Source organism: Variovorax durovernensis, assembly GCF_977011995.1.
The window spans coordinates 3,592,133-3,613,260 of sequence record NZ_CDRNCW010000001.1 but is presented as its reverse complement, the minus strand read 5'-3'; the positions used below and the strand labels follow the sequence as shown (position 1 = coordinate 3,613,260).

General features: G+C 69.2%; 19 protein-coding genes. 2 read left to right on the top strand and 17 right to left on the bottom strand.

Features of this window, described 5'->3' with window-relative positions; genetic code table 11:
* Positions 1–67: 67 nt before the first annotated feature.
* Entirely contained in the window at positions 68–727 is a 660-nt protein-coding gene (locus ACWV14_RS17175) for an HAD family hydrolase (protein WP_454902769.1), read from the top strand.
* Positions 724–1,863, top strand: coding sequence for a DSD1 family PLP-dependent enzyme (locus ACWV14_RS17170; protein ID WP_454902768.1), 1,140 nt, complete (start codon positions 724–726; stop codon positions 1,861–1,863). Before ACWV14_RS17175 ends, ACWV14_RS17170 begins: the two co-directional genes overlap by 4 nt.
* A 23-nt stretch (positions 1,864–1,886) precedes the next feature.
* Here ACWV14_RS17170 and ACWV14_RS17165 read toward each other — a convergent pair whose 3' ends face one another.
* From ACWV14_RS17165 to ACWV14_RS17085, 17 genes are all read right to left on the bottom strand, one after another.
* The gene (locus ACWV14_RS17165) at positions 1,887–3,392 is read right to left on the bottom strand and encodes a mannose-1-phosphate guanylyltransferase/mannose-6-phosphate isomerase (RefSeq protein ID WP_454902767.1); all 1,506 of its coding nucleotides are present in this window, start codon (positions 3,390–3,392) and stop codon (positions 1,887–1,889) included.
* 28 nt (positions 3,393–3,420) lie between these two features.
* Positions 3,421–4,200, bottom strand: a complete 780-nt coding sequence (locus tag ACWV14_RS17160; protein ID WP_454902766.1) for a response regulator transcription factor — start codon at positions 4,198–4,200, stop codon at positions 3,421–3,423.
* Entirely contained in the window at positions 4,193–5,311 is a 1,119-nt protein-coding gene (gene galE / locus ACWV14_RS17155; protein WP_454902765.1) for a UDP-glucose 4-epimerase GalE, read from the bottom strand. Before galE ends, ACWV14_RS17160 begins: the two co-directional genes overlap by 8 nt.
* A 32-nt stretch (positions 5,312–5,343) precedes the next feature.
* Positions 5,344–6,576 carry a WcaI family glycosyltransferase gene (locus ACWV14_RS17150; protein ID WP_454902764.1) on the bottom strand — a complete coding sequence of 411 codons (1,233 nt, stop codon included), beginning with the start codon at positions 6,574–6,576 and terminating at the stop codon, positions 5,344–5,346.
* Positions 6,573–7,826, bottom strand: coding sequence for a lipopolysaccharide biosynthesis protein (locus ACWV14_RS17145; protein WP_422086720.1), 1,254 nt, complete (start codon positions 7,824–7,826; stop codon positions 6,573–6,575). Before ACWV14_RS17145 ends, ACWV14_RS17150 begins: the two co-directional genes overlap by 4 nt.
* A gap of 28 nt (positions 7,827–7,854) precedes the next feature.
* On the bottom strand, positions 7,855–8,790 hold the full coding sequence (locus tag ACWV14_RS17140) for a hypothetical protein (protein WP_454902763.1): 936 nt from the start codon (positions 8,788–8,790) through the stop codon (positions 7,855–7,857).
* 35 nt (positions 8,791–8,825) lie between these two features.
* A complete protein-coding gene (locus ACWV14_RS17135; protein ID WP_454902762.1) occupies positions 8,826–9,779 on the bottom strand; it encodes a hypothetical protein in 954 nt (317 codons plus the stop codon).
* Positions 9,776–10,876 carry a glycosyltransferase gene (locus ACWV14_RS17130; RefSeq protein WP_454902761.1) on the bottom strand — a complete coding sequence of 367 codons (1,101 nt, stop codon included), beginning with the start codon at positions 10,874–10,876 and terminating at the stop codon, positions 9,776–9,778. The genes ACWV14_RS17135 and ACWV14_RS17130 overlap by 4 nt, the downstream gene beginning before the upstream one ends.
* Positions 10,873–12,210 (bottom strand): hypothetical protein, encoded by a 1,338-nt coding sequence (locus tag ACWV14_RS17125; RefSeq protein WP_454902760.1) that lies wholly within the window; start codon positions 12,208–12,210, stop codon positions 10,873–10,875. The genes ACWV14_RS17130 and ACWV14_RS17125 overlap by 4 nt, the downstream gene beginning before the upstream one ends.
* A 14-nt stretch (positions 12,211–12,224) precedes the next feature.
* Positions 12,225–13,349, bottom strand: coding sequence for a GDP-mannose 4,6-dehydratase (gene gmd / locus ACWV14_RS17120; RefSeq protein ID WP_422086715.1), 1,125 nt, complete (start codon positions 13,347–13,349; stop codon positions 12,225–12,227).
* Positions 13,342–14,319 (bottom strand): GDP-L-fucose synthase family protein, encoded by a 978-nt coding sequence (locus ACWV14_RS17115; RefSeq protein WP_454902759.1) that lies wholly within the window; start codon positions 14,317–14,319, stop codon positions 13,342–13,344. The genes gmd and ACWV14_RS17115 overlap by 8 nt, the downstream gene beginning before the upstream one ends.
* 29 nt (positions 14,320–14,348) lie before the next feature.
* Entirely contained in the window at positions 14,349–15,050 is a 702-nt protein-coding gene (locus ACWV14_RS17110) for a sugar transferase (protein ID WP_454902758.1), read from the bottom strand.
* Positions 15,047–17,365 carry a polysaccharide biosynthesis tyrosine autokinase gene (locus ACWV14_RS17105; RefSeq protein WP_454902757.1) on the bottom strand — a complete coding sequence of 773 codons (2,319 nt, stop codon included), beginning with the start codon at positions 17,363–17,365 and terminating at the stop codon, positions 15,047–15,049. The genes ACWV14_RS17110 and ACWV14_RS17105 overlap by 4 nt, the downstream gene beginning before the upstream one ends.
* A 38-nt stretch (positions 17,366–17,403) precedes the next feature.
* Positions 17,404–18,609 (bottom strand): polysaccharide biosynthesis/export family protein, encoded by a 1,206-nt coding sequence (locus ACWV14_RS17100; protein WP_454902756.1) that lies wholly within the window; start codon positions 18,607–18,609, stop codon positions 17,404–17,406.
* A gap of 61 nt (positions 18,610–18,670) precedes the next feature.
* Positions 18,671–19,600, bottom strand: a complete 930-nt coding sequence (locus tag ACWV14_RS17095) for a hypothetical protein (protein WP_454902755.1) — start codon at positions 19,598–19,600, stop codon at positions 18,671–18,673.
* Positions 19,593–20,411, bottom strand: a complete 819-nt coding sequence (locus ACWV14_RS17090; protein WP_454902754.1) for an alpha/beta fold hydrolase — start codon at positions 20,409–20,411, stop codon at positions 19,593–19,595. Before ACWV14_RS17090 ends, ACWV14_RS17095 begins: the two co-directional genes overlap by 8 nt.
* The gene (locus ACWV14_RS17085) at positions 20,408–21,121 is read right to left on the bottom strand and encodes a 4'-phosphopantetheinyl transferase family protein (RefSeq protein ID WP_454902753.1); all 714 of its coding nucleotides are present in this window, start codon (positions 21,119–21,121) and stop codon (positions 20,408–20,410) included. The genes ACWV14_RS17090 and ACWV14_RS17085 overlap by 4 nt, the downstream gene beginning before the upstream one ends.
* Between the last annotated feature and the right edge of the window lie 7 nt (positions 21,122–21,128).

The following is a 21,128-nucleotide window of genomic DNA, read 5'->3' as shown; positions in this document are numbered from 1 at the left end:
TGTGCTTAACGATTGATGAGCCTGCATTGAAGCACAGGCGGTGCCTTCGAACGTACAGTCCGTGGCCATGCAAACACCCATCGCCCCGCCACGCTATCCCCGCGCCGTGCTGTTCGACCTGCTCACCGCGCTGCTCGATTCCTGGACCGTCTGGAACGCCGCCGCCGGCTCCGCGGAGAAGGGGCGCGCATGGCGCGCCGAGTACCTGCGCCTCACCTACGGCTGCGGCGCCTACGTGCCTTACGAGCAACTGGTGAAGGACGCGGCGCGCAACACCGGCATGGCCGACACCGCGCCCGATGCGCTGGAAGCGAAATGGGACACGCTGCCCGCCTGGGACGGCGCGCGCGAGCTGCTGCAGGCGCTCAAGCCGCACTGCAAGCTGGGCGTGGCCACCAATTGCTCGCGCCGGCTGGGCCAGCGCGCGGCGGCGCTGCTGGGCATCGAGTGGGATGCCGTCGTCACCTCGGAAGAGGCCGGCTTCTACAAGCCCGATCCGCGCCCGTACCGCATGGCGCTCGAACGCATGGGCGTGACACCTCGGGAGACGGCCTTCGTCGCCGGCTCGGGCTACGACATGTTCGGCACCTCGGTGGTCGGCCTGCGCACTTACTGGCACAACCGCGTGGGGCTGGCCCTGCCGCAGGGTGCGCCGGCACCGGAACTGCAGGGCCCGACGCTCGCGCCTGCGCTGCAGTGGCTGCAATCCTTCACGAACAAGGCATGACCATGGACACGATCCACACCATCGACACCCCCGCCGCCGTCGTCGAACAGTCCCGCATGCAGCACAACATAGCGCGCATGCAGCAGCGCATGGACGCGCTCGGCGTGCGCTTCCGGCCGCACGTCAAGACCACCAAGTGCGTCGAGGTGGCGAAGGCGCAGCAGGCGGCGGGCGCACGCGGCATCACGGTGTCGACGCTGAAGGAGGCCGAGCAGTTCTTCGCCGCCGGCTTCACCGACATCCTCTATGCCGTGGGCATGGCGCCGCACCGGCTGCCGCATGCGCTGGAACTGCGCCGGCGCGGCTGCGCGCTGGGCATCATCACTGACGGTATCGAGTCGGCACGGGCGATCGCGGAGTTCGGCCGCGCCAACGGAGAGGCCTTCGACGTGCTGATCGAGGTCGACACAGACGGCCACCGCTCGGGCATCCGGCCCGAAGAAGACCGGCTGCTGGAGGTGGCGCGCGTGCTGCACGACGGCGGCATGCGCCTGGGCGGCGTGATGACGCATGCCGGCTCCAGCTACGACTTCGACACGCCGCAGGCACTGCGCGCCGTGGCCGAGCAGGAGCGCGCGGGCTGCGTGCGCGCGGCGCAGCGGCTGCGCGACGCGGGGCTGCCGTGCCCGGTGGTCAGCGTGGGTTCCACGCCCACCGCGCTGATGGCCGAGACGCTCGACGGCGTGACCGAGGTGCGGGCCGGCGTCTATGTGTTCTTCGACCTGGTGATGCGCAACGTCGGCGTGTGCAGCGAGGAAGACATCGCGTTGAGCGTGCTCACCACGGTGATCGGCCACCAGCCTGAAAAAGGCTGGGCCATTCTCGATGCGGGCTGGATGGCCATGAGCCGCGACCGGGGCACGCAGAAGCAGAAACAAGACTTCGGCTTCGGCCAGGCCTGCGATGTGAACGGCCTGGTGCTGGACGGCTACGTGCTCAGCGGAGCGAACCAGGAGCACGGCATCCTGTCGCACGAAGGCGAGCCCGACACCGGCATTGCCGCGCGCTTTCCCATCGGCACGCGGCTGCGCATCCTGCCGAACCACGCCTGCGCGACCGGGGCGCAGTTTCCGCAATACCAGGCGCTGTCGGAAGACGGAGCCCTGCAGGCCTGGGGGCGTTTTCACGGCTGGTGAGGCTCGCGGCGCCCCCGCGCGGCTCAGTGGTTGACCGGCGCGTGCAGCACCGCAGCCGCGCCTGAACCTGCCGACGACAACGGCGGCGCCGCCGCTGCATCGGCCAGCGTGTGCACCGCCTCGCAGCGCCCGTAGGTGTCGTCGAAGCGCACGATGTCGTCCTCGCCCAGGTAGCCGCCGGTCTGCACCTCGATCACCTCGAGCATGGTCTTGCCCGGGTTCTCCAGCCGGTGGATGGCGCCCGAGGGCAGGTAGATCGACTCGTTCTCGCGCACCAGCGTGACCTCTCCGTTGCAGGTGGCGCGGGCCGTGCCCTTCACCACGATCCAGTGCTCGGCGCGGTGGTGGTGCATCTGCAGCGAGAGCTTGGCGCCAGGCTTGACCGTGAGCCGCTTCACCTGGAAGCGCTCGCCCATGTCGACGCTGTCGTAGGCGCCCCAGGGCCGCACGACGCGGCGGTGGTCGGTTGCCTCGGCGCAGCCTTCGAGCGCGAGCTTGCGCACCACGTCCGCCACCTGTTCGGCGCAGCCCGCGCCGGCCACCAGCACGGCGTCGGGTGTGTCCACGATGATCAGCCCGTCGGTGCCCAGCGCCACCACCGGCCGGTGCGGCGCATGGATGAAAGTGTTGCGCGCGTTCAGGGCGCTGGCCTTGCCGCTCAGGCGGTTGCCGTCGCCATCGGCCATTTGCAGGCTGGCCACAGCGTTCCAGCTGCCGACGTCGCTCCAGCCGCCTTCGAACTTCACCACCGCGATGTCCTCGTGCTTCTCGAGCACCGCGTAGTCGATGCTGTCGGCGCGGCAGGCCGAGAAGGCCTCGCGCTCCAGCCGCAGGAAGCTGCCGTCGACCGACACGGCGGCCGTGGCGCGTTCGCAGGCGCGCAGTATGTCGGGCGCATGCGCGCGCAGCGCGGCCAAAAGCGTGCTGGCGCGTACGAGGAAGATGCCGGCGTTCCAGAAATAGCCGCCGTGCAGGATCAGCGTCTCGGCCACGCTCGCCGTCGGCTTCTCGACGAAGCGAACCACGGCCCGGCTGTGGCCGTCGGCCGATGCCGTTTCTGCCTCGATGTAGCCATAGGCGGTGCTGGGAAAGCTGGGCACCACGCCGAAGGTGACGATCTGCCCCGCCAGCGCCGCGGCCACGCCTTCGCGCACGGTCTGCGCGAACAGCGCGGCGTCGGGAATGTGGTGGTCGGCCGGCGCGAACAGCAGCAGGTCATCGGGCTCGGCCAGCAGCGCCGCCGAGGCCATGGCCGCGGCCGTGTTGCGCGCCACCGGCTCCAGGATCTGCCGGCCGGTGACGCCCGCGCTCTCGACCGTTTCCTTCACCAGGAAGCGATGGTCTTCCGAGGCGATGCAGGTGATGTCATTGCTGAGCCTCGAGAGCCGCTCCAGCGTGAGGTGCAGCAGGCTCTTGCCGCCGAGCAGCGGCGCGAACTGCTTGGGCAGCGCCTTGCGCGAAAGCGGCCACAGGCGGGTGCCGCTGCCGCCGCACAGGACCACGGGATGGATGGTGGAGGTGGTATTCATGATGGCGCGATATGAGTTGGGTGTCGGCTCAGATGAGCCCGGAGTACGCCGCGTAGCTCACGGCCTGCGCACGCGAGTGCACGTGCAATTTCTTGTAGATGTTCTTGATGTGCGCGTTGACCGTCTGGCCCGAGATGCCGAGCTTCACGCCGATCTCCTCGGTGACCTGGCCTCGTGCCACGCAGCGCAGGATTTCGCATTCGCGCGTGGTCAGCGTGGTTTCACGCGTGGGCGGGTCGCCGGCCGGCGGCGGGCTGCCGGGCCTTGCGCTCAGGCGCGAAAGCAGCCGCCGCGCGAGCCGGGGCGTGATGGCCGCGCCGCCGTTCACCACCTGCAGCACTGCCTGCGCGAAGCTCTGCAGCCAGGCGTCTTTCAGCAGGTAGCCGGTCGCGCCCAGCTCGAAGGCATGCATCACGTGCGTCTCGTCTTCCAGCGCGGAGATCACTATGATTTCGCAGCCGGGATGCTGCTTGCTGGCCTCGCGGATCAGCTCGAAGCCGGTGCCGTCGCCCAGCCGCAGGTCGACCATGAGCACGTCGAACTCATGCGTGGCCAGCAGCCGGCGGCCGTCGCGCAGGCTGCCGCCCTGGCCTTCGAGCTGTATGCGCAGGTCCGACAGCAGTTCCTGCGCAATTACCCGGCGCATGAAGCTGTCGTCGTCCACGAGCAGCACGCGCACCGGCGCGCCTTCCTGCCCGGTCAGGAAGCCCGGCCACAGCGGCTGGGTCGGAGGGCAGACGCCGCCCGGCGGATATCCGGTCCGGGCGTCGGCCTGCTCTTCTGGAGAGCGGTGTGCGTTGTCAGGCATTGGAGTGTCCGAGGTTGGAGGTTGCGTGAAAGATCTGCAGGTCGGCGCTCAGCCACGGCGGCTGAGCCTGGGCCTGCAACGCAGGCACCGGGTCGTCGAAACCGTGCGGGTTCGCGGCTTGCCAGCGCCAGCTGTCCGAGCACATCTGGTCGAGGTCGCGGCGCGCGCGCCAGCCGAGGCGGGCCTGTGCATTGCGTGCGTCGGCCCAGTAGGCGGGTGCGTCGCCTGGTCGGCGCGGGCCGATGCGCAGCGCGATGCGCCGGCCGCTGGCGCGTTCGAAGGCGCACACCACCTCCAGCACCGAGGCGCCCCGGCCCGTGCCCAGGTTGGTCATCAGGATGCCGGGCTCGCGCGCCGCGTGGCGCAGTGCCGCCACATGGCCTTCGGCCACGTCCATCACGTGCACGTAGTCGCGCACGCCGGTGCCGTCGATGGTTTCGTAGTCGGCGCCGTGCACCATCAGGTATTCGCGCTCGCCCGCGGCCACCTGCGAGATGTAGGGCATGAGGTTGGCGGGCGGCCCGTTCGGACGCTCGCCGAGCAGGCCGCTTTCGTGCGCGCCGACCGGGTTGAAGTAGCGCAGGCAGGCAATGCCCCAGCGCGGATCGGCATGCGCGAGGTCGGCCAGCAGGTTTTCCACCATCGCCTTGGTGCGGCCGTAGGGGTTGACCGCCGCATACGGCGCGGTCTCCGGAATGGGTGAGTGCTGCGCGTCGCCGTACACCGTGGCCGACGACGAGAACACCAGCGTGCGCACGCCGGCGCGGCCCATTGCCTGCACCAGCGCCAGCGTACCGGCCAGGTTGACGTCGTAGTACGCCAGCGGATCGGCCACCGATTCGCCCACCGCCTTCAACCCCGCCAGATGCACCACCGCCTCGATCGCATGCTCGGCGAACACCCGGCCCAGCGCCGCGCCGTCGCGCACGTCGCAGCGCAGCAGCAGCGGCTGCAGTCCGGTGATGCAGCCCACCCGTTGCAGCGATCGCGCGTCGCTGTTGACCAGCGTGTCGAGGACCAGCGGCTGGTAGCCCGCCGCGATCAGCGCCACGCAGGTGTGGCTGCCGATGAAGCCTGCACCACCGGTCACGAGTATCTTGGCGTGGGGCATGGTGTGGGCTCCTTGGCGTGGACAGCGTCGGTTCAGCCGGCGACGCAGCGCAGCAGTTCCTGCTCCAGGCGCTGCAGGATGGCGTCTTCGTCGAGCGCGGACTCGGCGAAACGGCGGCCGGCCGCACCCATCTGCTCGCGCAGTTCGGGCGACATGGCAAGTTGCTCGATGGCATCGGCCAGCGCGGCGGCGTCGCCGGGCTCGACCACCATGCCGCGCCCCGTCACCACGTTGCTCAGCTCGGTGCCGGCATGCGCGGTCACGACCACGGCACGGCCGCTGGCGAGCATGCCGCCCAGCTTCGACGGCATGACCAGGTCGGCGGCGTCGGCACGCTGGGGCAGCACGTGGACGTCGGCCATGCCCAGCAGTTCGTTGAGCCGCTCGGCCGGCTGCAGCTCGAGAAAATGCACGTTGGCCAGATTGGCGCAGGCGGCGTGCAGCGACTCGCGGCTCGGCCCGCTGCCTGCGAACACAAAGTGGATGCTGCTGGAGCACACCAGCAGGTGTGCCGCCTCCGCCAGCAGCTCGATGCCTTGCTTGGTGCCGAGGCTGCCGGCATACAGCACCACCACCGCGTCGTCGGGAATGCCGAGCGCGGGCCGGTAGCCGTAGGGCGCGACCGTGCGCGGCAACGGGTGAATGGCCTTTACGTCGACCCAGTTCGGAAACAGCACCAGCCGGCTCGCGTCCACGCCCTTGCCGCGGGCCTTCTCGATCATTGCGGCCGAGATGGTCGATACCCGGTCGAAGCGGCTCATCAGCCAGCGCTCGGCCGAGCGTGCGAAGCGCAGGACGCGTTCGCCGCGCACATGGCCCAGGCCGAAGGCGGCATCGACTTCGTAGTCCTGGATGTGCAGCCACGACTTGATGCCACGCAGCCCGGCAAACAACAGCGCAGTCGGTGCGCAGAACAGCGGCGGCTCGACCACGAACACCACGTCCGGCTTCCATCGCCACTGCGCCAGCAGTACCGGAAAGCTCGACAGCATGAAAGAGAACAGATGCCCGAGCCGAGCCAGCGCGCGCGGCCGTGCGGGCACCCACAAGGGCGAGCGCCAAACGGTCACACCGTCCCAGTCGCTCTTGCGGTAGGTCCAGGCCGAGTAGCCGCGGTACACCGACCACTGCGGAAAGAACGGCGGCGCGGCAATCACGCGCACCTCGTGCCCCCTGGCATGCAGCCAGCGCGCCATCTCGCCCGAGTACTTGCCGATGCCGGTGAGCTCAGGCGCGAAGTTCATCGAGTACAGCAGGATCTTCATGGCGACCGCCTCAACAGACGGACGATGGGAAAGAAGCCGAACTGCAGCCGCATGCGGGTCTCGTACAAGGCGAAGTCGCTCAGGCAGGCGATGAAGAACACGTAGTGCGGCCGGCCCGGGAACAGCAGGATCACCGCACCGTAGGACAGCAGCCGCAGCGCCACCTCGAGCAGCGCCCAGCGCCCGAGCGAGCCCATGGAGGTCTTGAGCGACAGCACCATCTCGTGATGGATGGTGTAGGTGCGCAGCAGGAAATAAGGCGCGATGCAGAGGAAGATGGTGCGCGCCTGGTCGCCCATCTTGAGCAGCGGCGCGGCCACGCTGATCAGCCCCGCCAGCCCGACGAACAACGCGCAGCCCAGCAGGAATGAATGCCGCGCCAATTGCAGCTTCGACGCCGCGAGCTTCTCGGGGTCGGCAGCCATCATGGCCGGCGTCTTGGTGAACAGGAATGCCTGCACGAACTGCGACGGCGCCTCCGCCAGCAGGAATGCGAGCTTGAAGGCCCCCACGTAGCTCAGCGGCATGAAGAAGGCCACGATCAGCAGGTCCGACTTGCGCAGCAGGAAGGTCAGCAGCGAATACACCGTGGCGCTGGCCTGCGATGCGAGCTCGAGCACAGGGCGGCCCGCCGGCGGCGCGGCGCCGTTGGACGGAATGCAGATGGCCGCGCACACCACCACGAAAGCGAACAGGTTGATGAGCAGCAGGTGCGCCACGTCCAGCTCGAAGCCCAGCGCCGCGCAGATGCCCACGCCCAGCACCAGGATGGTCGAGCGGATGCCGGCCTCGAGATTGAGCAGCCCCGCATGGCCGAGGCCCCGGCTGTAGGCCAGCCGCAGGCAGTTGAACGAGAACACCGCCAGCGTGACCACCACCAGCACGAAGGGCACGTCGGCCACCGGCAGCCGCTGCAGCGCCAGGATCACGACGATCAAAGCGGTGGCCAGCGGCAGCCCGAAGGCCAGCGTGCGCACCACGTCGCCCTGGGTCACGCCCGGCGGCACGGCGCTCGCGTTGCGCGAGAACAGCAGTGTGCTGCCCAGCGTGCCGACCACCAGCGCCACCTCCAGCACCGACTGGTAGATCGAGTACTCGCCGAAGCGCGCGGGCGACACGTTGGCCGCCATCAGGAAGATGGCGACGAAGCCCGACAGGTAGACGTAGAGCCGCGAGACCAGCGCCCCCAGGCCGAGCAGCCGCGCCATGCGCGCTCCGGGCAATGCGAGTGAGGGGCTGAAGGGTTTCATGGGCGTGGCCGGTTCGGTCTGGTTCGGGCTACTTGGCGGCCGGGGCGTTGGCGAGGCCGAGCGCGTCCAGGGTGCGGCGCACGCGCGTGGCCAGCCGGAACGCCTTGTTCTTGGCTCGCCGCGCCACCATCAGCGCGTATGTCACGGCGGCCACGGTGCGCATGCGGCCGTGCAGCGCGTGCGGCATGGCCATCTTTGCGCTGCCCTGGAAATGCAGCGCCACCACGTTCGTCCGGCCTCCCGCCGCGGAGGTGAGCCACGGCCGGCCGTCGGAATAGGCGATGCGCTTGGCGCCGCCGCGGTAGCGGAACTCGTTCGCCAGGTGGTTGTGCGGGCTGTTGATGTTGTGGTCGATCACCTTGCCGTCGAGCACGCGGTTGATCGGATCGGCGTTGCCGCTGGCGCGCGCCCAGAGGTAGAGCAGCGTCATGTCGGACACGCCGCCGCGAATGCCCCGCGCCGCGAAGCGCGCCGCGATCTCGCGCAGCTTGCGCCGGCCCGATGGCGTTGTGTAGGTGTCGAGCACGAAGGCCACGAAGCGCCGCAGGCCGTTGGCGGTCCAGTAGCTCACGTGCGGCGAGATCTGGCAGGGGTTCCATCCGTCGATGGGGCTGATGTAGGAGCCCGAGAAGTCCGCCTTGCCCGCGAGCCTGCGCACATGCTCGCCGATGCCCTTGAACAGCAGCACGTCGCTGTCGATCAGCACGAAGGCATGGCAGTCGGGCTGGCTCGCCAGGTACTGCGCGAGCAGGAAATAGCGCCGGAAGCAGATCCGCTCGAACTCCGGCGAGTTGCTCGACAGGTGCACATAGGCATGGCGGAAGCGCTCATAGGCGGGGCCGGCGTCGGTGTCCGACAGCACCACGAGTTGTTCCTGCGCGAGCGCGGCGGACTGGCGGCACAGCGCGAGCGTGCGGTTCTGGCGGTCTTCGACCACGACGAAGGGGAGAGCGGTGTTGGTCATGTGTGACAGCATGGGTGGAGGGTTGATGCGGCTCGTCAGGGCTTGCGGGCGGTGGCGCTCTTCACCAGCGCCACGTGCGCTGGGAGGAAGCGACCGTTGTTGTCCAGGGGCATGTCCAGCGTGAAGAGGCCGCGCGCCACGCGGGCCTCGCCGATCCAGTCGCGCAACTGCTGCAGCGTGAAGCGCGGCGCTGCCTCGCGGCCCCACGAGGGCGTGAGCGGCGTGAGCACGTGGAACACAAGCTCCGAAGGCGGCGGCGCGAAATGCGCGGGCGGCTGCATGTACTCGCCGGCCATGAGGTTCTGGCAGGGCGCGCTCTTGAGGCTGAAGCGCGCCGGTCCCTCGCCGGCATTGAAGGCCAGCCAGCGGTTGGCCGCGCCGCTGCGCGCGGCGTCGCACAGCGTCTCCCAGCCCGCGGCCGAAATGCCCTGCGTGTTGTAGGTGCCGTCGAACCACCAGCCCGCGGCCAGCGGACCGTAGCGCTCCGACCAGTCGCGGATCACGCTGGACCACGCGGCAATGAAGCGCGCCGGCGGCGGTTCCTGCTCGGAAACGTCGCCCAGGCACTTCATCAGCGCGGGGTCGGCCTGCGGCGCGCGGAACGGCAGGTACAGGATCAGCGCGATGCCGTGTGCGCGCAGCGCCTCGCCTATTTCCAGCGGCAGGTCGCGCGATGGGCGGTTCCTGGCGGCACCGGGGCACAGCACCTCGAGCGCGGAATTGGGCGAGATGTACTGGCCGTTGTTCTGGCCCAGCGTGAGGATGAGGTGCGACGCACGCATCTGCGCCAACCCCGAAGCGAAGGCCTCGACGTCGAAGTTCTTGATCTGCGAGATGGACTGCTTGTCCGGCAGGTAGTGCACCATGACGCCGAAGCCGGGCACCGGTGCCTCGGCCGGCTGCACGGGCTGGGCTGGCGCAGCCGATGCCGTCGCGCACAGGAGCAGCGGCACCAGCAAGCGCCTGCACAGGACGTGGAACCCGCTCATTGCACGGCCCTCGCGAGCGGAACGGCGGCGCGCTTGAGCGCCAGATAGCGCGCGGCCACCGCGCCCGGCGCGCAGGCCTGGGCATGCAGCCACGCGGGCCTCGTGCGCTCGTGCCGGGCAAGGTAGCGCGCGAGCTGGTAGGTGTCGCAGGAGGCGCTGCCCACGAAGAAGCCGTAGCCCGAGAACAGTTCGCGGTGCACCGGAATGTCCGACAGCAGCAGCGGCACGCCCAGCGTGGCGGCTTCGGCGGCCGAGAGGTTGAAGCCCTCGAAAGTCGACAGCGAGATGAATGCAGTGGCGCCCGCATAGAGCCGCACCAGTTCCTCGCGTGACACCAGCCCGCGGTGGCGCACGCAGCCGCGCACCTCGGGCGCCAGCGCGGCGACCATGCGCTCCACCTCGGCCGCGCCGTTGCCGGTGATGTCCAGGAAGTCGACCAGGCCCGCGCGCTTCATGCGCTCGAACAGCGCGAGGATGCCGCTGAAGTTCTTGTGCGGGTAGTAGTGGTAGGCCGCGATCAGGTAGCGCTCCTGCGCCGGTTCCGCCTCGGGCGTGGCGGGGCGGACGGGCGCGCGCGGCGCGTCCACCGGGTTGAAGATCACCGAGGCATGCGCGCAGCGCGTGAAGTGCCGCTCGAAGTCGTGCAGGCTGCTCTTGCTGATGAACACCGCATTGGCCGCGCTGTGCGCGACGCGCCACAGGCTCCAGTCGAGCCACATGCGCTTTGCCCGGCTGAAGTACTCCGGGTATGCCTTGTATTGCAGGTCGTGGACGATGACGACCGCGTCCGCATGGCGCCCGAACAGCGTGAACGGGAGGAAGTAGTTCGGGAACAGCGCGTACACCCGCTCGCCGGTCAGCAGCGCGCGAATGCGGTAGAGGTTGTAGAGCAGCGTCTCCAGCAGGAAGCGGCTCACCCTGAGCCTGCGCGCCGCTTCGTACAGGCGTGGATGCCGCTCGCCGACCGACTGCACGCGGTCGCCCTGCGACAGCCGCATGTTGCGCAGCAGCACCTCGGCAACGTTCAGCACGCCGCCGGACCTCGGGTTGAGTCGAAGGGTGTCGTAGAACAGGTAGGTGGCCATGGGCTTGCTCACGAAGTCGGGAGGTCGCGGTGCACCGTGGGCGACAGGTGGCGAACGCGGCGGGCGCGGCGCGCGCGCGCGCTCAGGGCGCCGGCGATGAGCGCGGCGATCAGGCCCGAGGTTGCGAACGGACCCCAACCCAGGATCGGACCGCGCATGAACGGCACGTAGGCCGACAGCAGCACCAGCGCAGATAGATAGCTACCCGACAGTGCGCGGTGCGGATCGATCGCCTTGTCGACCAGCCGGAAGCCCGCAGAGATTGCGATGCCCAGCAGCAGAGGCCCCATCAGCCCGAAGTCGAAGTAGGCGGTGGTGAAAGGCGGCAGAGACAGGTTGCTCTGCGAGAAATTGCCCAGAATGGCCGACCAGCCGAGCGGATCGAAATCCGGAAACATCTTCAGGTCGCGCGGCAGGAAGAACGAGAACGCCGACAGCAGGTAGCGGCCCCAGCCCAGGTCTGGAATGGGCGCGCGCTCCAGGATGCCCGCCACCACGAACATCGCGTCGAAGTCCTGGCTGAACGGGAAGGTCGTGAGGCCCTCGCCCCACACGCTGCCGCGCGAGAACAGGTTCAGCACCGGCCCGAGCGCGGCGATGGCGCCGAAGATCAGCCCCGCCAGCGCCCAACGCCAGTGCCGCTGCCGCGCCAGTGCGTGGATGAACAGCGGCAGCAGCCCGATCAGCAGGATCTGCCGCGCCGTGTTGACCGGGTTGGCCGCTACGGCCGCCAGCGCCAGCGCCAGCCCCGCCGAGGCCCAGGCCCAAGGCGTGCGCCGGCGGAACGCGTGGATCGCGAGCGCCACGAAGCACATCAGCACCACCAGCTTGGGCAGCGTGGAGTACACGATGAAGTCGATGGGAACGCTGTCGTCCTCGCCCGGAATGCCGCGCGCCACGAAGTTCAGGTCGGGCCGGATGAAGAGCGTCGCGAAGGCTGCGAACGAACAGCTCAGCAGCAGCAGGAACGGGTGGGCCACGCCGACCGCGCGCGCATGGTAGAGGCCCGGCCGGTGCACCGGCGCGTCGGGCATGCCGAAGCGCGCGGCCTCCACGCCGGCCATGTACAGCAGCAGCAGCACCAGCGCCTGCGTGTGCGACGCCGTGGTGAGCACGCCCGTTTCCCAGAAATCCACGTCGTTGGCGATCTGCATCGCCGGCGCCAGCGAGAAGTAGGTCAGCATGGTTGCGTAATGGATCAGCAGGAACACGCTGCCGCCCGAAGAACCCAGCAGCGCGAGCTGCACCAGCGACAGCACGAACACCGCCGCATAGCCCCAGGCAGGGTCGACCAGCCCGCACAGGAAGCAGCAGACGATGCCGGACCAGAAGGTGAGGGTTCTCATGGCGGGTTCCGCGCTCAGGCCTCGATGCTCTGGGGCGTGTGGTAGCCATGGCGCTGCAGCAGCGCACGGCGCTTGGCCAACCCGAGGTCTGACGCGACCATCTCGGCCACCATCTGGTCGAGCGTGATCTCCGGCACCCAGCCCAGGTCGTCCGCCGCCTTGGCCGGGTTGCCGCACAGCGTCTCGACCTCCGAGGGGCGGAAGTAGCGCGGATCCACACGCACCAGCACGTCGCCGACGCAGACGGCCGGCGCATCGTCGCCTTCCACCGCGCTGACTATCGCTACTTCGTCGAGCCCGCGCCCTTCGAAGACCAGCGTGATGCCGAGCTCGCGCGCGGCCTTGGTGACGAACTCGCGGATGCTGTACTGGATGCCCGTGGCAATCACGTAGTCGACCGCCGTCGGCTGCTGCAGCATCAGCCATTGCATGCGCACGTAGTCCTTGGCGTGGCCCCAGTCGCGCAGTGCGTTCATGTTGCCGAGAAAGAGGCACTGTTCCAGCCCCTGCGCCACGTTGGCCAACCCGCGCGTGACCTTGCGCGTCACGAAGGTCTCGCCACGGCGAGGGCTTTCGTGATTGAAGAGGATGCCGTTGCAGGCATAGAAGCCGTAGGCCTCGCGGTAGTTCTTGGTGATCCAGTAGGCGTAGAGCTTGGCCGCGCCGTAGGGGCTGCGCGGATAGAAGGGCGTGCTTTCGCTCTGGCGGCCCTCCTGCACGAGGCCGTAGAGCTCGCTGGTGCTGGCCTGGTAGAAGCGCGTCTTCGATTGCAGGCCCAGCAGCCGGATCGCCTCGAGCAGCCGCAGCGTGCCCAGCGCATTGATGTCGGCCGTGTATTCCGGGCTCTCGAAGCTCACGGCCACGTGGCTCTGCGCGCCCAGGTTGTAGACCTCGTCGGGCTGGACCTCCTGAATGATCCGCGTGAGGTTGCTGCCGTCCGCCAGGTCGCCGTGGTGCAGGTGCAGGTGGCGTTGCGCGATGGCATGGACGTCGGCGTAAAGGTGGTCGATGCGTCCGGTGTTGAACTGCGAAGTGCGGCGCTTGATGCCGTGTACCTCGTAGCCCTTTTCGATCAGCAGTTCAGCAAGGTAGGAGCCATCCTGGCCCGTGATGCCGGTGATGAGTGCGCGTTTAGGCATGTTCGATCTCTTCGGTGGGCAAGGTGGTGGAGAGGTAGGCGGCATAGGCGCGGCGCAGCCCTTCGGCCAGTGGTACGGTGGCCCGCCAGCCGATGGCGGCGGCACGCGTCACGTCGAGCAGCTTGCGCGGCGCGCCATCGGGCTGTGTGGCGTCGTAGCGGATGTCGCCTTCGTAGCCGGTCACGTCGCGCACCAGTGCAGCCAGCTCGGCAATGGACACGTCTTCGCCGGTGCCGAGGTTGATGTGGCCGCACATTGGCGTGGTGTGGTGTGCGTAGACGGCTTGCGGCAGGTTCATCACCGCGATGCAGCCTTCGGCCATGTCGTCGACATGGAGGAACTCGCGCCGCGCACGGCCGCTGCCCCAGACGACCACCTGCGGCGCGCGTTCCTGCCGGGCGCGGTGGAAGCGCTGCAGCAGCGCCGGCACCACGTGGCTGTTCTGCGGGTGGTAGTTGTCGCCGGGGCCGTAGAGGTTGCTCGGCATCACGCTGCGGTAGTCGATGCCGTGGCTGGCGCCGTACTGCCGGTTGTAGCTCTCGCAGAGCTTGAGGCCGGCGATCTTGGCAATGGCATAGGGCTCGTTCGTCGGCTCGAGCGGTCCGCCGAGCAGCGCGCTTTCGGCCATCGGCTGTCCGGCCAGCCGGGGATAGATGCAGCTTGAGCCGAGGAACAGCATGCGCTTCACGCCAGCCAGGAATGCCTGGTGCGTGACGTTGGCCGCGATCATCAGGTTCTCGTAGATGAACTGTGCGGGGTAGGTCGCATTGGCATGGATGCCGCCGACCCGGGCCGCCGCCAGATACACCTGGTCGACAGGTTCTGTCGCGAAGAAACGGGCGACCGCCGCCTGGTCGAGCAGATCGAGTTCGGCACGGCTGCGCGTGACGACCTCATGGCCCGCCCGCGCGAGCCGCGTCGCCAGTGCCTGGCCAACCATTCCGCGATGTCCGGCTACAAAGATACGCATAGGTGCTTTCTTTGGAAGGGAAAGCGGGCTCAGCGCGAGCCGCGCGCCCCGGTCACGACCGCGAATGTCTTCAGCAGGATCACGAAGTCCCGCCGCAGCGACAGCGTGGACACGTACTCCGCATCCATCGCCGCGCGGCGCCGGTAGCTCACCTCGTTGCGGCCGCTGATCTGCCACAGGCCGGTGATACCGGGCCGCACCGCGCAGTAGTGGTCCCAGTAGTCCCCGTACAGCTCCTTCTGCGCGAACATGCAGGGCCGGGGGCCGACCATGCTCATGTCGCCCATCAGCACGTTCCAGAACTGCGGGAACTCGTCGATGCTGTACTTGCGCAGGAAGGCGCCGAAGCGGGTGATGCGCGGGTCGTGCTCCAGCTTCTGGTAAACGTCCCATTCGCGCCGCGCGCCCGGGTTGTCGCGCAGGTGGCGGGCCAGCACGGCGTCGGCGTCGGCCACCATGGAGCGGAACTTGAGGAAGCGGAACACCTTGCCGTCCTTGCCGTAGCGCGGCTGCATGTAGATGGCCGGGCCGCCCGAGGTCATGAGCACGCCTATCCATATCAATGCATAGGCCCAGCCGAAGAAGACGAAGAACGAGCCCGCCATCGCGATGTCGGCGGCGCGCTTGGCCACGCGCAGCCACGGGGCACCGCCGATCGGTTCGTAGACCGGCGTGTTGGCGGCCGTGCCGTGCGCGGGCCGCGCCGGTGTGTTCGATCGCAGGACGCTCATGCTGCGTGCTCCGGTTCGATCCGCTTGGGCATCACGGTGTCGGCATCGTTCACGCTCAGCGCGCCGGCGGGTTCGCGCCGGTAGGTGTCGTAGTAGCCGTAGCTGTAGCCGCGGTAGTGGCGCTGGGTGGTGTCGACCGCGTTGAACACCACGCCGTGGAACGCGGCGCCCACATGGCCCAGGCGCTTGACGCTCTCGAGCAGTTCGCCGCTCTCGCTGTGGTCGGCGCGTGCCACCAGCAGCAGCGTGCCCATGCTCGGTGCCATCGCGGCGGTCTCGGAGGCCAGCAGGGCAGGCGGTGCGTCGACGATCACCACGTCGTAGCGGCTGGACAGCGTGGCCAGCGTCTGCGCGAAGACGTCGCTGGTCATCATGCCGGCGGGGTCGGGGTGCAGCGTGCCCGAGGTCATGACGTCCAGGCGCGGCAGCACGTGGTAGTGAATGGCGCGGTCCAGCGGCACGCCGCCGGTGATGACGTCTGACAGCCCGTCCTTGCGCTGCAACCCGAACTCCTCGCTCAGGGTGCCGCGGCGAAGGTCGGCGTCGATCAGCAGCACGCGCTTGCCCGACGACGCCAGCAGCGTCGCGAAGTTGGAAGACACGAAGGTCTTGCCCGCGCCCGCGGTGGCGCTGGAGATGAGCACGCGGTTGTTGGGTGCGCCCAGCATCACGAACTTCAGCGCGGTGCGAAGGCGGCGCAGCCCCTCCAGCGCCGGGTCTTCGACGTGCAGCGCCGCCAGCACCTTCACGCCCGGCTTGCCGCCGCGGATGGCGCGGTCGAGTACGCGCTGCTGGGTGCTCAGCGCGATGGTGCTGTACACGTTGAGCCCGGTGACGGCCTCGATCTCGTCGGGGCTGCCGATCGACTTCTTCAGCGTCTTGCGCAGCAGTGCCATGGCCCCGCCCAGGAACAGCCCGGCCGCCAGCGACAGCGCCATGACGATCAGCGCCTTCGGCCGCACCGGCTTCTCGGGCAGCAGCGCCTGGTCGAGCACGCGCACGTTGGCCACCTTGCCTTCCTTGGCCAGGCGCATCTGCAGCGAACTGTTCAGCAGCGTCGCGTAGAGGTCGGTGTTGACCTTGATGTCGCGCTGCATGCGCAGCGAGTTCTGCTGCAGCATCGGCATGCGGCGGATGCGCCCGTCGACCGCGCCCAGCTCCTTCTTGAGCGAGGCGATCTGCGAGTCCAGCGTCTGCACGGCAGGGTGCGCCGCGGTGAAGCGGCCCACCAGGTCGAGGCGCTTCTGCTTCGCGTCGAGCAGCTTGGCCTGCAGGTCGACGTTCTGCGACAGCGCGTTGCGGGCCTCGTCGTCCAGGCTGATGGTGCCGTTCTGGTTGCGGTATTGGTTGTAGCTGTCTTCCGACTGCTCCAGCTGGGCCTTGAACTTGGGCAGCTCGGTGCCCAGGAAGGCCAGTGCGCGCTCGGCCTGCACCGTCTTCTGGTCGATGTTCTGGCGCACGTACAGGCGCGAGACTTCATTGAGCACGTCGGCCAGCTGGCCGCGGTCCTCGGCCTGCATGCTGACGTCCATCACGCCCGACTGCTTGCCTTTCTCGACCACCCGCAGGTCTTTCTGCAGGCCCAGCAGGGTGAGCTGCTTGGAGTTGCGCACCAGCTCGAAGGCGCCGCCGGGCTCGGCTTCGAAGGAGCCGACCAGCAGGTGCAGCGTGCCGCCCGGCACGGCGGCGTCCAGCGGCACGCCGACCTTGCCCTGCAGCGGAGCCTCCAGCCCGGAATTCGTCAGCGTGTAGTTGCCGCCGTCCTCCGCCGTCAGCAGGAACTTCTTGCCCTCGAAGGCCGGCGGCACGTCCATCTGCGCGACGGCGATGCGCTCGGTGCCCGAGACATAGTCGCCCATGCCGAAGATGCCCGGCGAAGACAGCCGGCTCGAGTGCCGCGCCAGGAACTCGCCCACCACCGGGATGTAGCGTGGCCTGGCGCTGATGTAGAGCCTGGTGTTCTCCATGGCCTGGCCCAGCACCATGCGCGAGCGCAGGATCTCGGTCTCGCCGGCCACCGGCGTCTTCGTGCCGAGGCCGGCGCCCCCGGTGGCGTCGCCGGGGAAGTTGCCGCCCGAGCGGTCCGGGTCTTCCACCTGGATCAGGATGTTGGCCTCGTAGACCCTGGGCCCGAAGAGCGCATAGCAGGCACCCGCCAGCAGCGCGAGCGCCGTGAGCGTGGCAATGAGCCAGCGGCTGTCGATGAGGATGTCCAGGTACTCCTGGAACCGGGATTCCCGGACCCAGGAAGCCTCGACCATGGGCATGGGGGTGCCCGCCGGAGCGGGAAGCGAAGGTTGCCAACGCGCGTTCATGGGGTTCACCTTTTGGTGCGGAAGACGGGGTGGGGCGCTTACCGGCGCGCTGTGTCGCGGGCCAGGTTGATGACCTGGGCCGACGGAAGAATCAGGCTGAACACGCGGCTCCACGTGGCCAGCGGCACGTGGTCGACGTACACCACGTCGCGCGGCTGCAGCTCGAAGCGGTCGGCCAGCGCGAGCGCCACCGGGTTCCTCGCGTTGAGGTTGAAGACCTGCGGCGCGCCGGAGTCGTCCGGCGTGTTGCGCACCACGTAGATCTGTCCGGTGTCAGCTGTCGTCAGGTCGGGGCCGCCCACGTCGCCCAGCGCCTCGTTCAGGCTCAGGCGGCCGTTCAGGCGCATCTGCAGCGCCGACGGCGCCCGCACCTCGCCCATCACGTAGACCCGGTTGTCCTCGCGGGTGCCGACATTCACGATGTCGCCGTTGCGCAGCGGAATGCCGTTGCCGTCGAAGCCCTGCGACTGCAGCAGCGGCAGGTTGATCAGCGTCGACACGCCGCCGCGTGTGAGCGTGACGTGCGAGCGGTCGCCGAGCTGGGTGAAGCTGCCGGCGCGGCTGATGGCTTCGGACAGCGTCATCGGCACGTCGGTGAAGATCTGCAGGCCGGGCGTGCGCACCTCGCCCTGCACGTAGGCACGCTGGCTGCGGAACGACTGGATGCGCACCGACACCTGCGGATCCTTGACGAAGGTCTTGATGCGGCTTGCCACCAGCTCCGAGGCGCCGCTCTCCGTCAGGCCCTGCACCTTGGTGCGCCCGATGTACGGAAAGAAGATCTCGCCCTTGGCGTCGACGATGAAGCCGGGCGCCACGGTCACGCCGGTCGGGTCGGACTGCTGCGCGATCACCGCGCCGGCGTTCGGCAGCAGTTCCGGGTGGTCGTACACGATGATGCCGACCACGTCGCCGGGCCCGATGGTGTAGACCGGGGCTTGCGCGAACAGTCTCTTTATGGAGTCGGGCATGCCCTGGGGCCGCTGCGCGATCTGCGTGCGGATCAGGTCGGGCGTGATCGGGATGATCTTGCCGGCGGCTGCCGAAGAGGTCGCGTCCGCGCCGCCCTGGTTGCCGTCGCCGTAGTTCAGCGGCCCCGGCGTGCCGAAGCCCGGTGCGCAGCCGGCCAGCCCCAGCGACAGCAGCAGGGCCAGGCCCAGCCATCGCAGGCGGTATTCCGCCAGGGCAAGGGCTGAGAGCGTGCGCATGCCCGGTGAGGGCTTGGCGGAATGGATGCGGTCCATGGTGATCTCCTTGACTGCCGGGGTGAACGGTTCTGTGTTGGGCGGGATGGGCTTGGCCGGATCAGGGCGCGGCCAAGGTGGCGGGCATCGCGCGCCCGGCGCCGGCCGTGGCGCGGCTGGCGCTGCGCCGCTCGGTGCTGGCGCCGAAGCAGCGCTCGGCAACCCAGTCGCCCACCGACTGCAGGAACAGCTGCTGTCCCTTCTCGGTGCAGACGGTGTGGTCGACCTCGCGCATGAACTCGTACTGCAGCGATTGCGCGAAGGGCGCGTGGCGGAAGGCGCCGAGCTGGTCGCGGTCGTAGTCGCAGACATGCAGCGAACCCGAATACAGCAGCTGCATCGCCACCTTGCGCTCGGCCAGCTGCTTCATGGTGGCGGCGAACCAGTTGGCGGTGGCCTCGGGCGAGCTTTCTTCCGTGAAGAAGCCCGGCAGCGGCTTGCCGGCCGGCTGGATGCGCAGCACGCGGCGCTTGAGCCAGCGCAGGGCCTTGCCAGCGAACGACGGGTGCACCGGCGCGGCCAGCGCGCGCCGCACGGTGCGCTCCCAGCGCGTGCGCCGCTCGGGGAAGGCAAAGCCGTCGAACATCGAGATGCCGACCACGCGCGTGTCCGCCGCGCCGGCCGACATGGCGTGCTCCGCGCCCGAGCACATGCCGACGATCACGAACTGCCGGATGCCCAGCCTGTTTTCGATCAGGTCCATGGCGGCGCGCAGGTCGTGCACGGCACGCGTGCGCAGGTCGCTGCCGGAGTCGACCGCGTCGCTGTCGCCCACGCCGCCCAGGTCGAGCCGCAGGCTGCTCACGCCGCGCGCGGCCAGAAGGTGCGCCAGCTTGACGTTGATGCGGCGCGGGCCGACCCGGTGGTTGGCGCCCATGTTGAGCATCAGGCAGCCCACCGCGGCGGCGCCCTGGCGGGCCGGCGTGGTGAGCATGCCCACCAGCGATTCGCCCTGTCCGAAGCGGACCGGGCTTTGCGTCATGTCATTCATGAAGAGCTCCCTGGAGGCGGTTGAGCGCGTCCGCCGGCACCATCGCGCTGTTGGGGTAGGGGTCGGCGGTCCACTCGAGCCGGTGCTTGAAGTACGCGAGGCGCACCGGCATGTGGCGCGACTGCTGCTCGGCAGCCCATTGCGCCGTGTATTCGTCGTCAGGCTGCGCCAGCACCAGCGTGTCGTGCAACGCGGTGAGCTGCAGCGCGTCGGGCGTGAGCGCCGCGAGCTGCGCGCGCAGCGTGCTCGAAAGCGAGGCGCCCAACGCTTCTTCGGGCACGGCGTCGGGTTCGCGCAGCAGGTTGCGGCGCCAGGCGAGGTCGGGGATGCAGAAGGTGGCGTCGATGGCCGCCACGTGCTGCTCGCGCAGGAAGCGGGCGTAGCGCCGGCCGTCGATCACCGGCTCCCAGAGCACCAGCCGCACCGGGTCGCAGCGCCCGTTGCGCGCGGCCAGCACGGCCAGGGTGGCGCCGAGCCGGGCGCCGACCCAGACGATGCGCGCGCCGGGCGCATGGCGGCGCAGTTCTTCGTGCGCCGAGCACAGGTCGCGCCGCCAGCCTTCGAACTCGCCCTGGCGCTCGTCGCCCGGGGAATCGCCGGTGCCGTAGAAGTCGAAGCGCAGCGTGGCGATGCCGGCGCGCGCCAGGCGTTCGGCCAGCACCTTGAAGAAGCGGTGCGTGCGCAGCCCCTCGGGGCCGTAGGGCGGGCAGATCAGTACCGCGGTGTCCGCGCTGCCGGTGTCTTCCGCGGGATGGAGGATGCCGAACAGCTGGCGCGAGGCCGGCCCGAACATGAGCGCGAGGGAGTTCATGCCCGTGCCTCCGCCATCGAGCTGCTCATGGTCGCGCGGCCCTGGGTCTCGCGCCATTCGGCGATCGCGCCGACGCAGTCCATGCGCGGCGGCGCGGCGCCCAGCACCAGCCACAGGATGCGCCCGGCCACCGACAGCTCGACGCTGCGGCAATCGGGCTCCAGCCCGACCTCGAAGCTCTGCGGCGACACCAGCATGCCCACGCCGATCGCCTTCAGGCAGGCTTCCTTGCGGGTCCAGCAGGTCAGGAAGGCGCGATCGCGTTCGTGCTCGGGCAGCGCGGTCAGCGCCTCGTTCTCGCGCCGCGTGAAATGCCGTGCGGCCAATGCGGCGGCGTCGGGCACCCGGCGCAGCAGCTCGACGTCGACGCCCAGCGGACCGCGCCCGCCGATGGCGATCAGCGCCAGCCCCTGGCTGTGGCTCATGGAGAACTGCGTACGCTGGCGGCCCGGCAGCGAAGGCTTGCCGAAGGCGCCGACGGCAAAGTCCAGCGCATCCGCGGGCAGGCCGGTGTGCGCGGACAGCACCTGCCGCAGCGCGATGTGCGCCGCCACGAAGCGCTGGCGGTCGGTGCCGAACCGGAAGGCGTCCGCCCGCTCGCACTCCTGCTCCGACAGGATCTGCGCGGGCAGCAGGTCGGTGAACTCGTCCAGGTCGACGTAGCGGCAGACCGATGCGTCGATGGAGCGTGCGAGGGTGGCGCTTTTCATGGCGTTC

What these genes read in the sequence shown, in the direction of transcription:
- ACWV14_RS17145 (WP_422086720.1), bottom strand. Translation starts at nt 7,826, where the DNA reads ATGAAACCCTTCAGCCCCTCACTCGCATTGCCCGGAGCGCGCATGGCG.
- ACWV14_RS17125 (WP_454902760.1), bottom strand. Translation starts at nt 12,210, where the DNA reads ATGAGAACCCTCACCTTCTGGTCCGGCATCGTCTGCTGCTTCCTGTGC.
- gmd (WP_422086715.1), bottom strand. Translation starts at nt 13,349, where the DNA reads ATGCCTAAACGCGCACTCATCACCGGCATCACGGGCCAGGATGGCTCC.
- ACWV14_RS17095 (WP_454902755.1), bottom strand. Translation starts at nt 19,600, where the DNA reads ATGAATGACATGACGCAAAGCCCGGTCCGCTTCGGACAGGGCGAATCG.
- ACWV14_RS17100 (WP_454902756.1), bottom strand. Translation starts at nt 18,609, where the DNA reads ATGGACCGCATCCATTCCGCCAAGCCCTCACCGGGCATGCGCACGCTC.
- ACWV14_RS17150 (WP_454902764.1), bottom strand. Translation starts at nt 6,576, where the DNA reads ATGAAGATCCTGCTGTACTCGATGAACTTCGCGCCTGAGCTCACCGGC.
- ACWV14_RS17165 (WP_454902767.1), bottom strand. Translation starts at nt 3,392, where the DNA reads ATGAATACCACCTCCACCATCCATCCCGTGGTCCTGTGCGGCGGCAGC.
- ACWV14_RS17090 (WP_454902754.1), bottom strand. Translation starts at nt 20,411, where the DNA reads ATGAACTCCCTCGCGCTCATGTTCGGGCCGGCCTCGCGCCAGCTGTTC.
- ACWV14_RS17170 (WP_454902768.1), top strand. Translation starts at nt 724, where the DNA reads ATGACCATGGACACGATCCACACCATCGACACCCCCGCCGCCGTCGTC.
- ACWV14_RS17105 (WP_454902757.1), bottom strand. Translation starts at nt 17,365, where the DNA reads ATGAACGCGCGTTGGCAACCTTCGCTTCCCGCTCCGGCGGGCACCCCC.
- ACWV14_RS17140 (WP_454902763.1), bottom strand. Translation starts at nt 8,790, where the DNA reads ATGACCAACACCGCTCTCCCCTTCGTCGTGGTCGAAGACCGCCAGAAC.
- ACWV14_RS17110 (WP_454902758.1), bottom strand. Translation starts at nt 15,050, where the DNA reads ATGAGCGTCCTGCGATCGAACACACCGGCGCGGCCCGCGCACGGCACG.
- ACWV14_RS17160 (WP_454902766.1), bottom strand. Translation starts at nt 4,200, where the DNA reads ATGCCTGACAACGCACACCGCTCTCCAGAAGAGCAGGCCGACGCCCGG.
- ACWV14_RS17085 (WP_454902753.1), bottom strand. Translation starts at nt 21,121, where the DNA reads ATGAAAAGCGCCACCCTCGCACGCTCCATCGACGCATCGGTCTGCCGC.
- ACWV14_RS17135 (WP_454902762.1), bottom strand. Translation starts at nt 9,779, where the DNA reads ATGAGCGGGTTCCACGTCCTGTGCAGGCGCTTGCTGGTGCCGCTGCTC.
- ACWV14_RS17175 (WP_454902769.1), top strand. Translation starts at nt 68, where the DNA reads ATGCAAACACCCATCGCCCCGCCACGCTATCCCCGCGCCGTGCTGTTC.
- galE (WP_454902765.1), bottom strand. Translation starts at nt 5,311, where the DNA reads ATGCCCCACGCCAAGATACTCGTGACCGGTGGTGCAGGCTTCATCGGC.
- ACWV14_RS17115 (WP_454902759.1), bottom strand. Translation starts at nt 14,319, where the DNA reads ATGCGTATCTTTGTAGCCGGACATCGCGGAATGGTTGGCCAGGCACTG.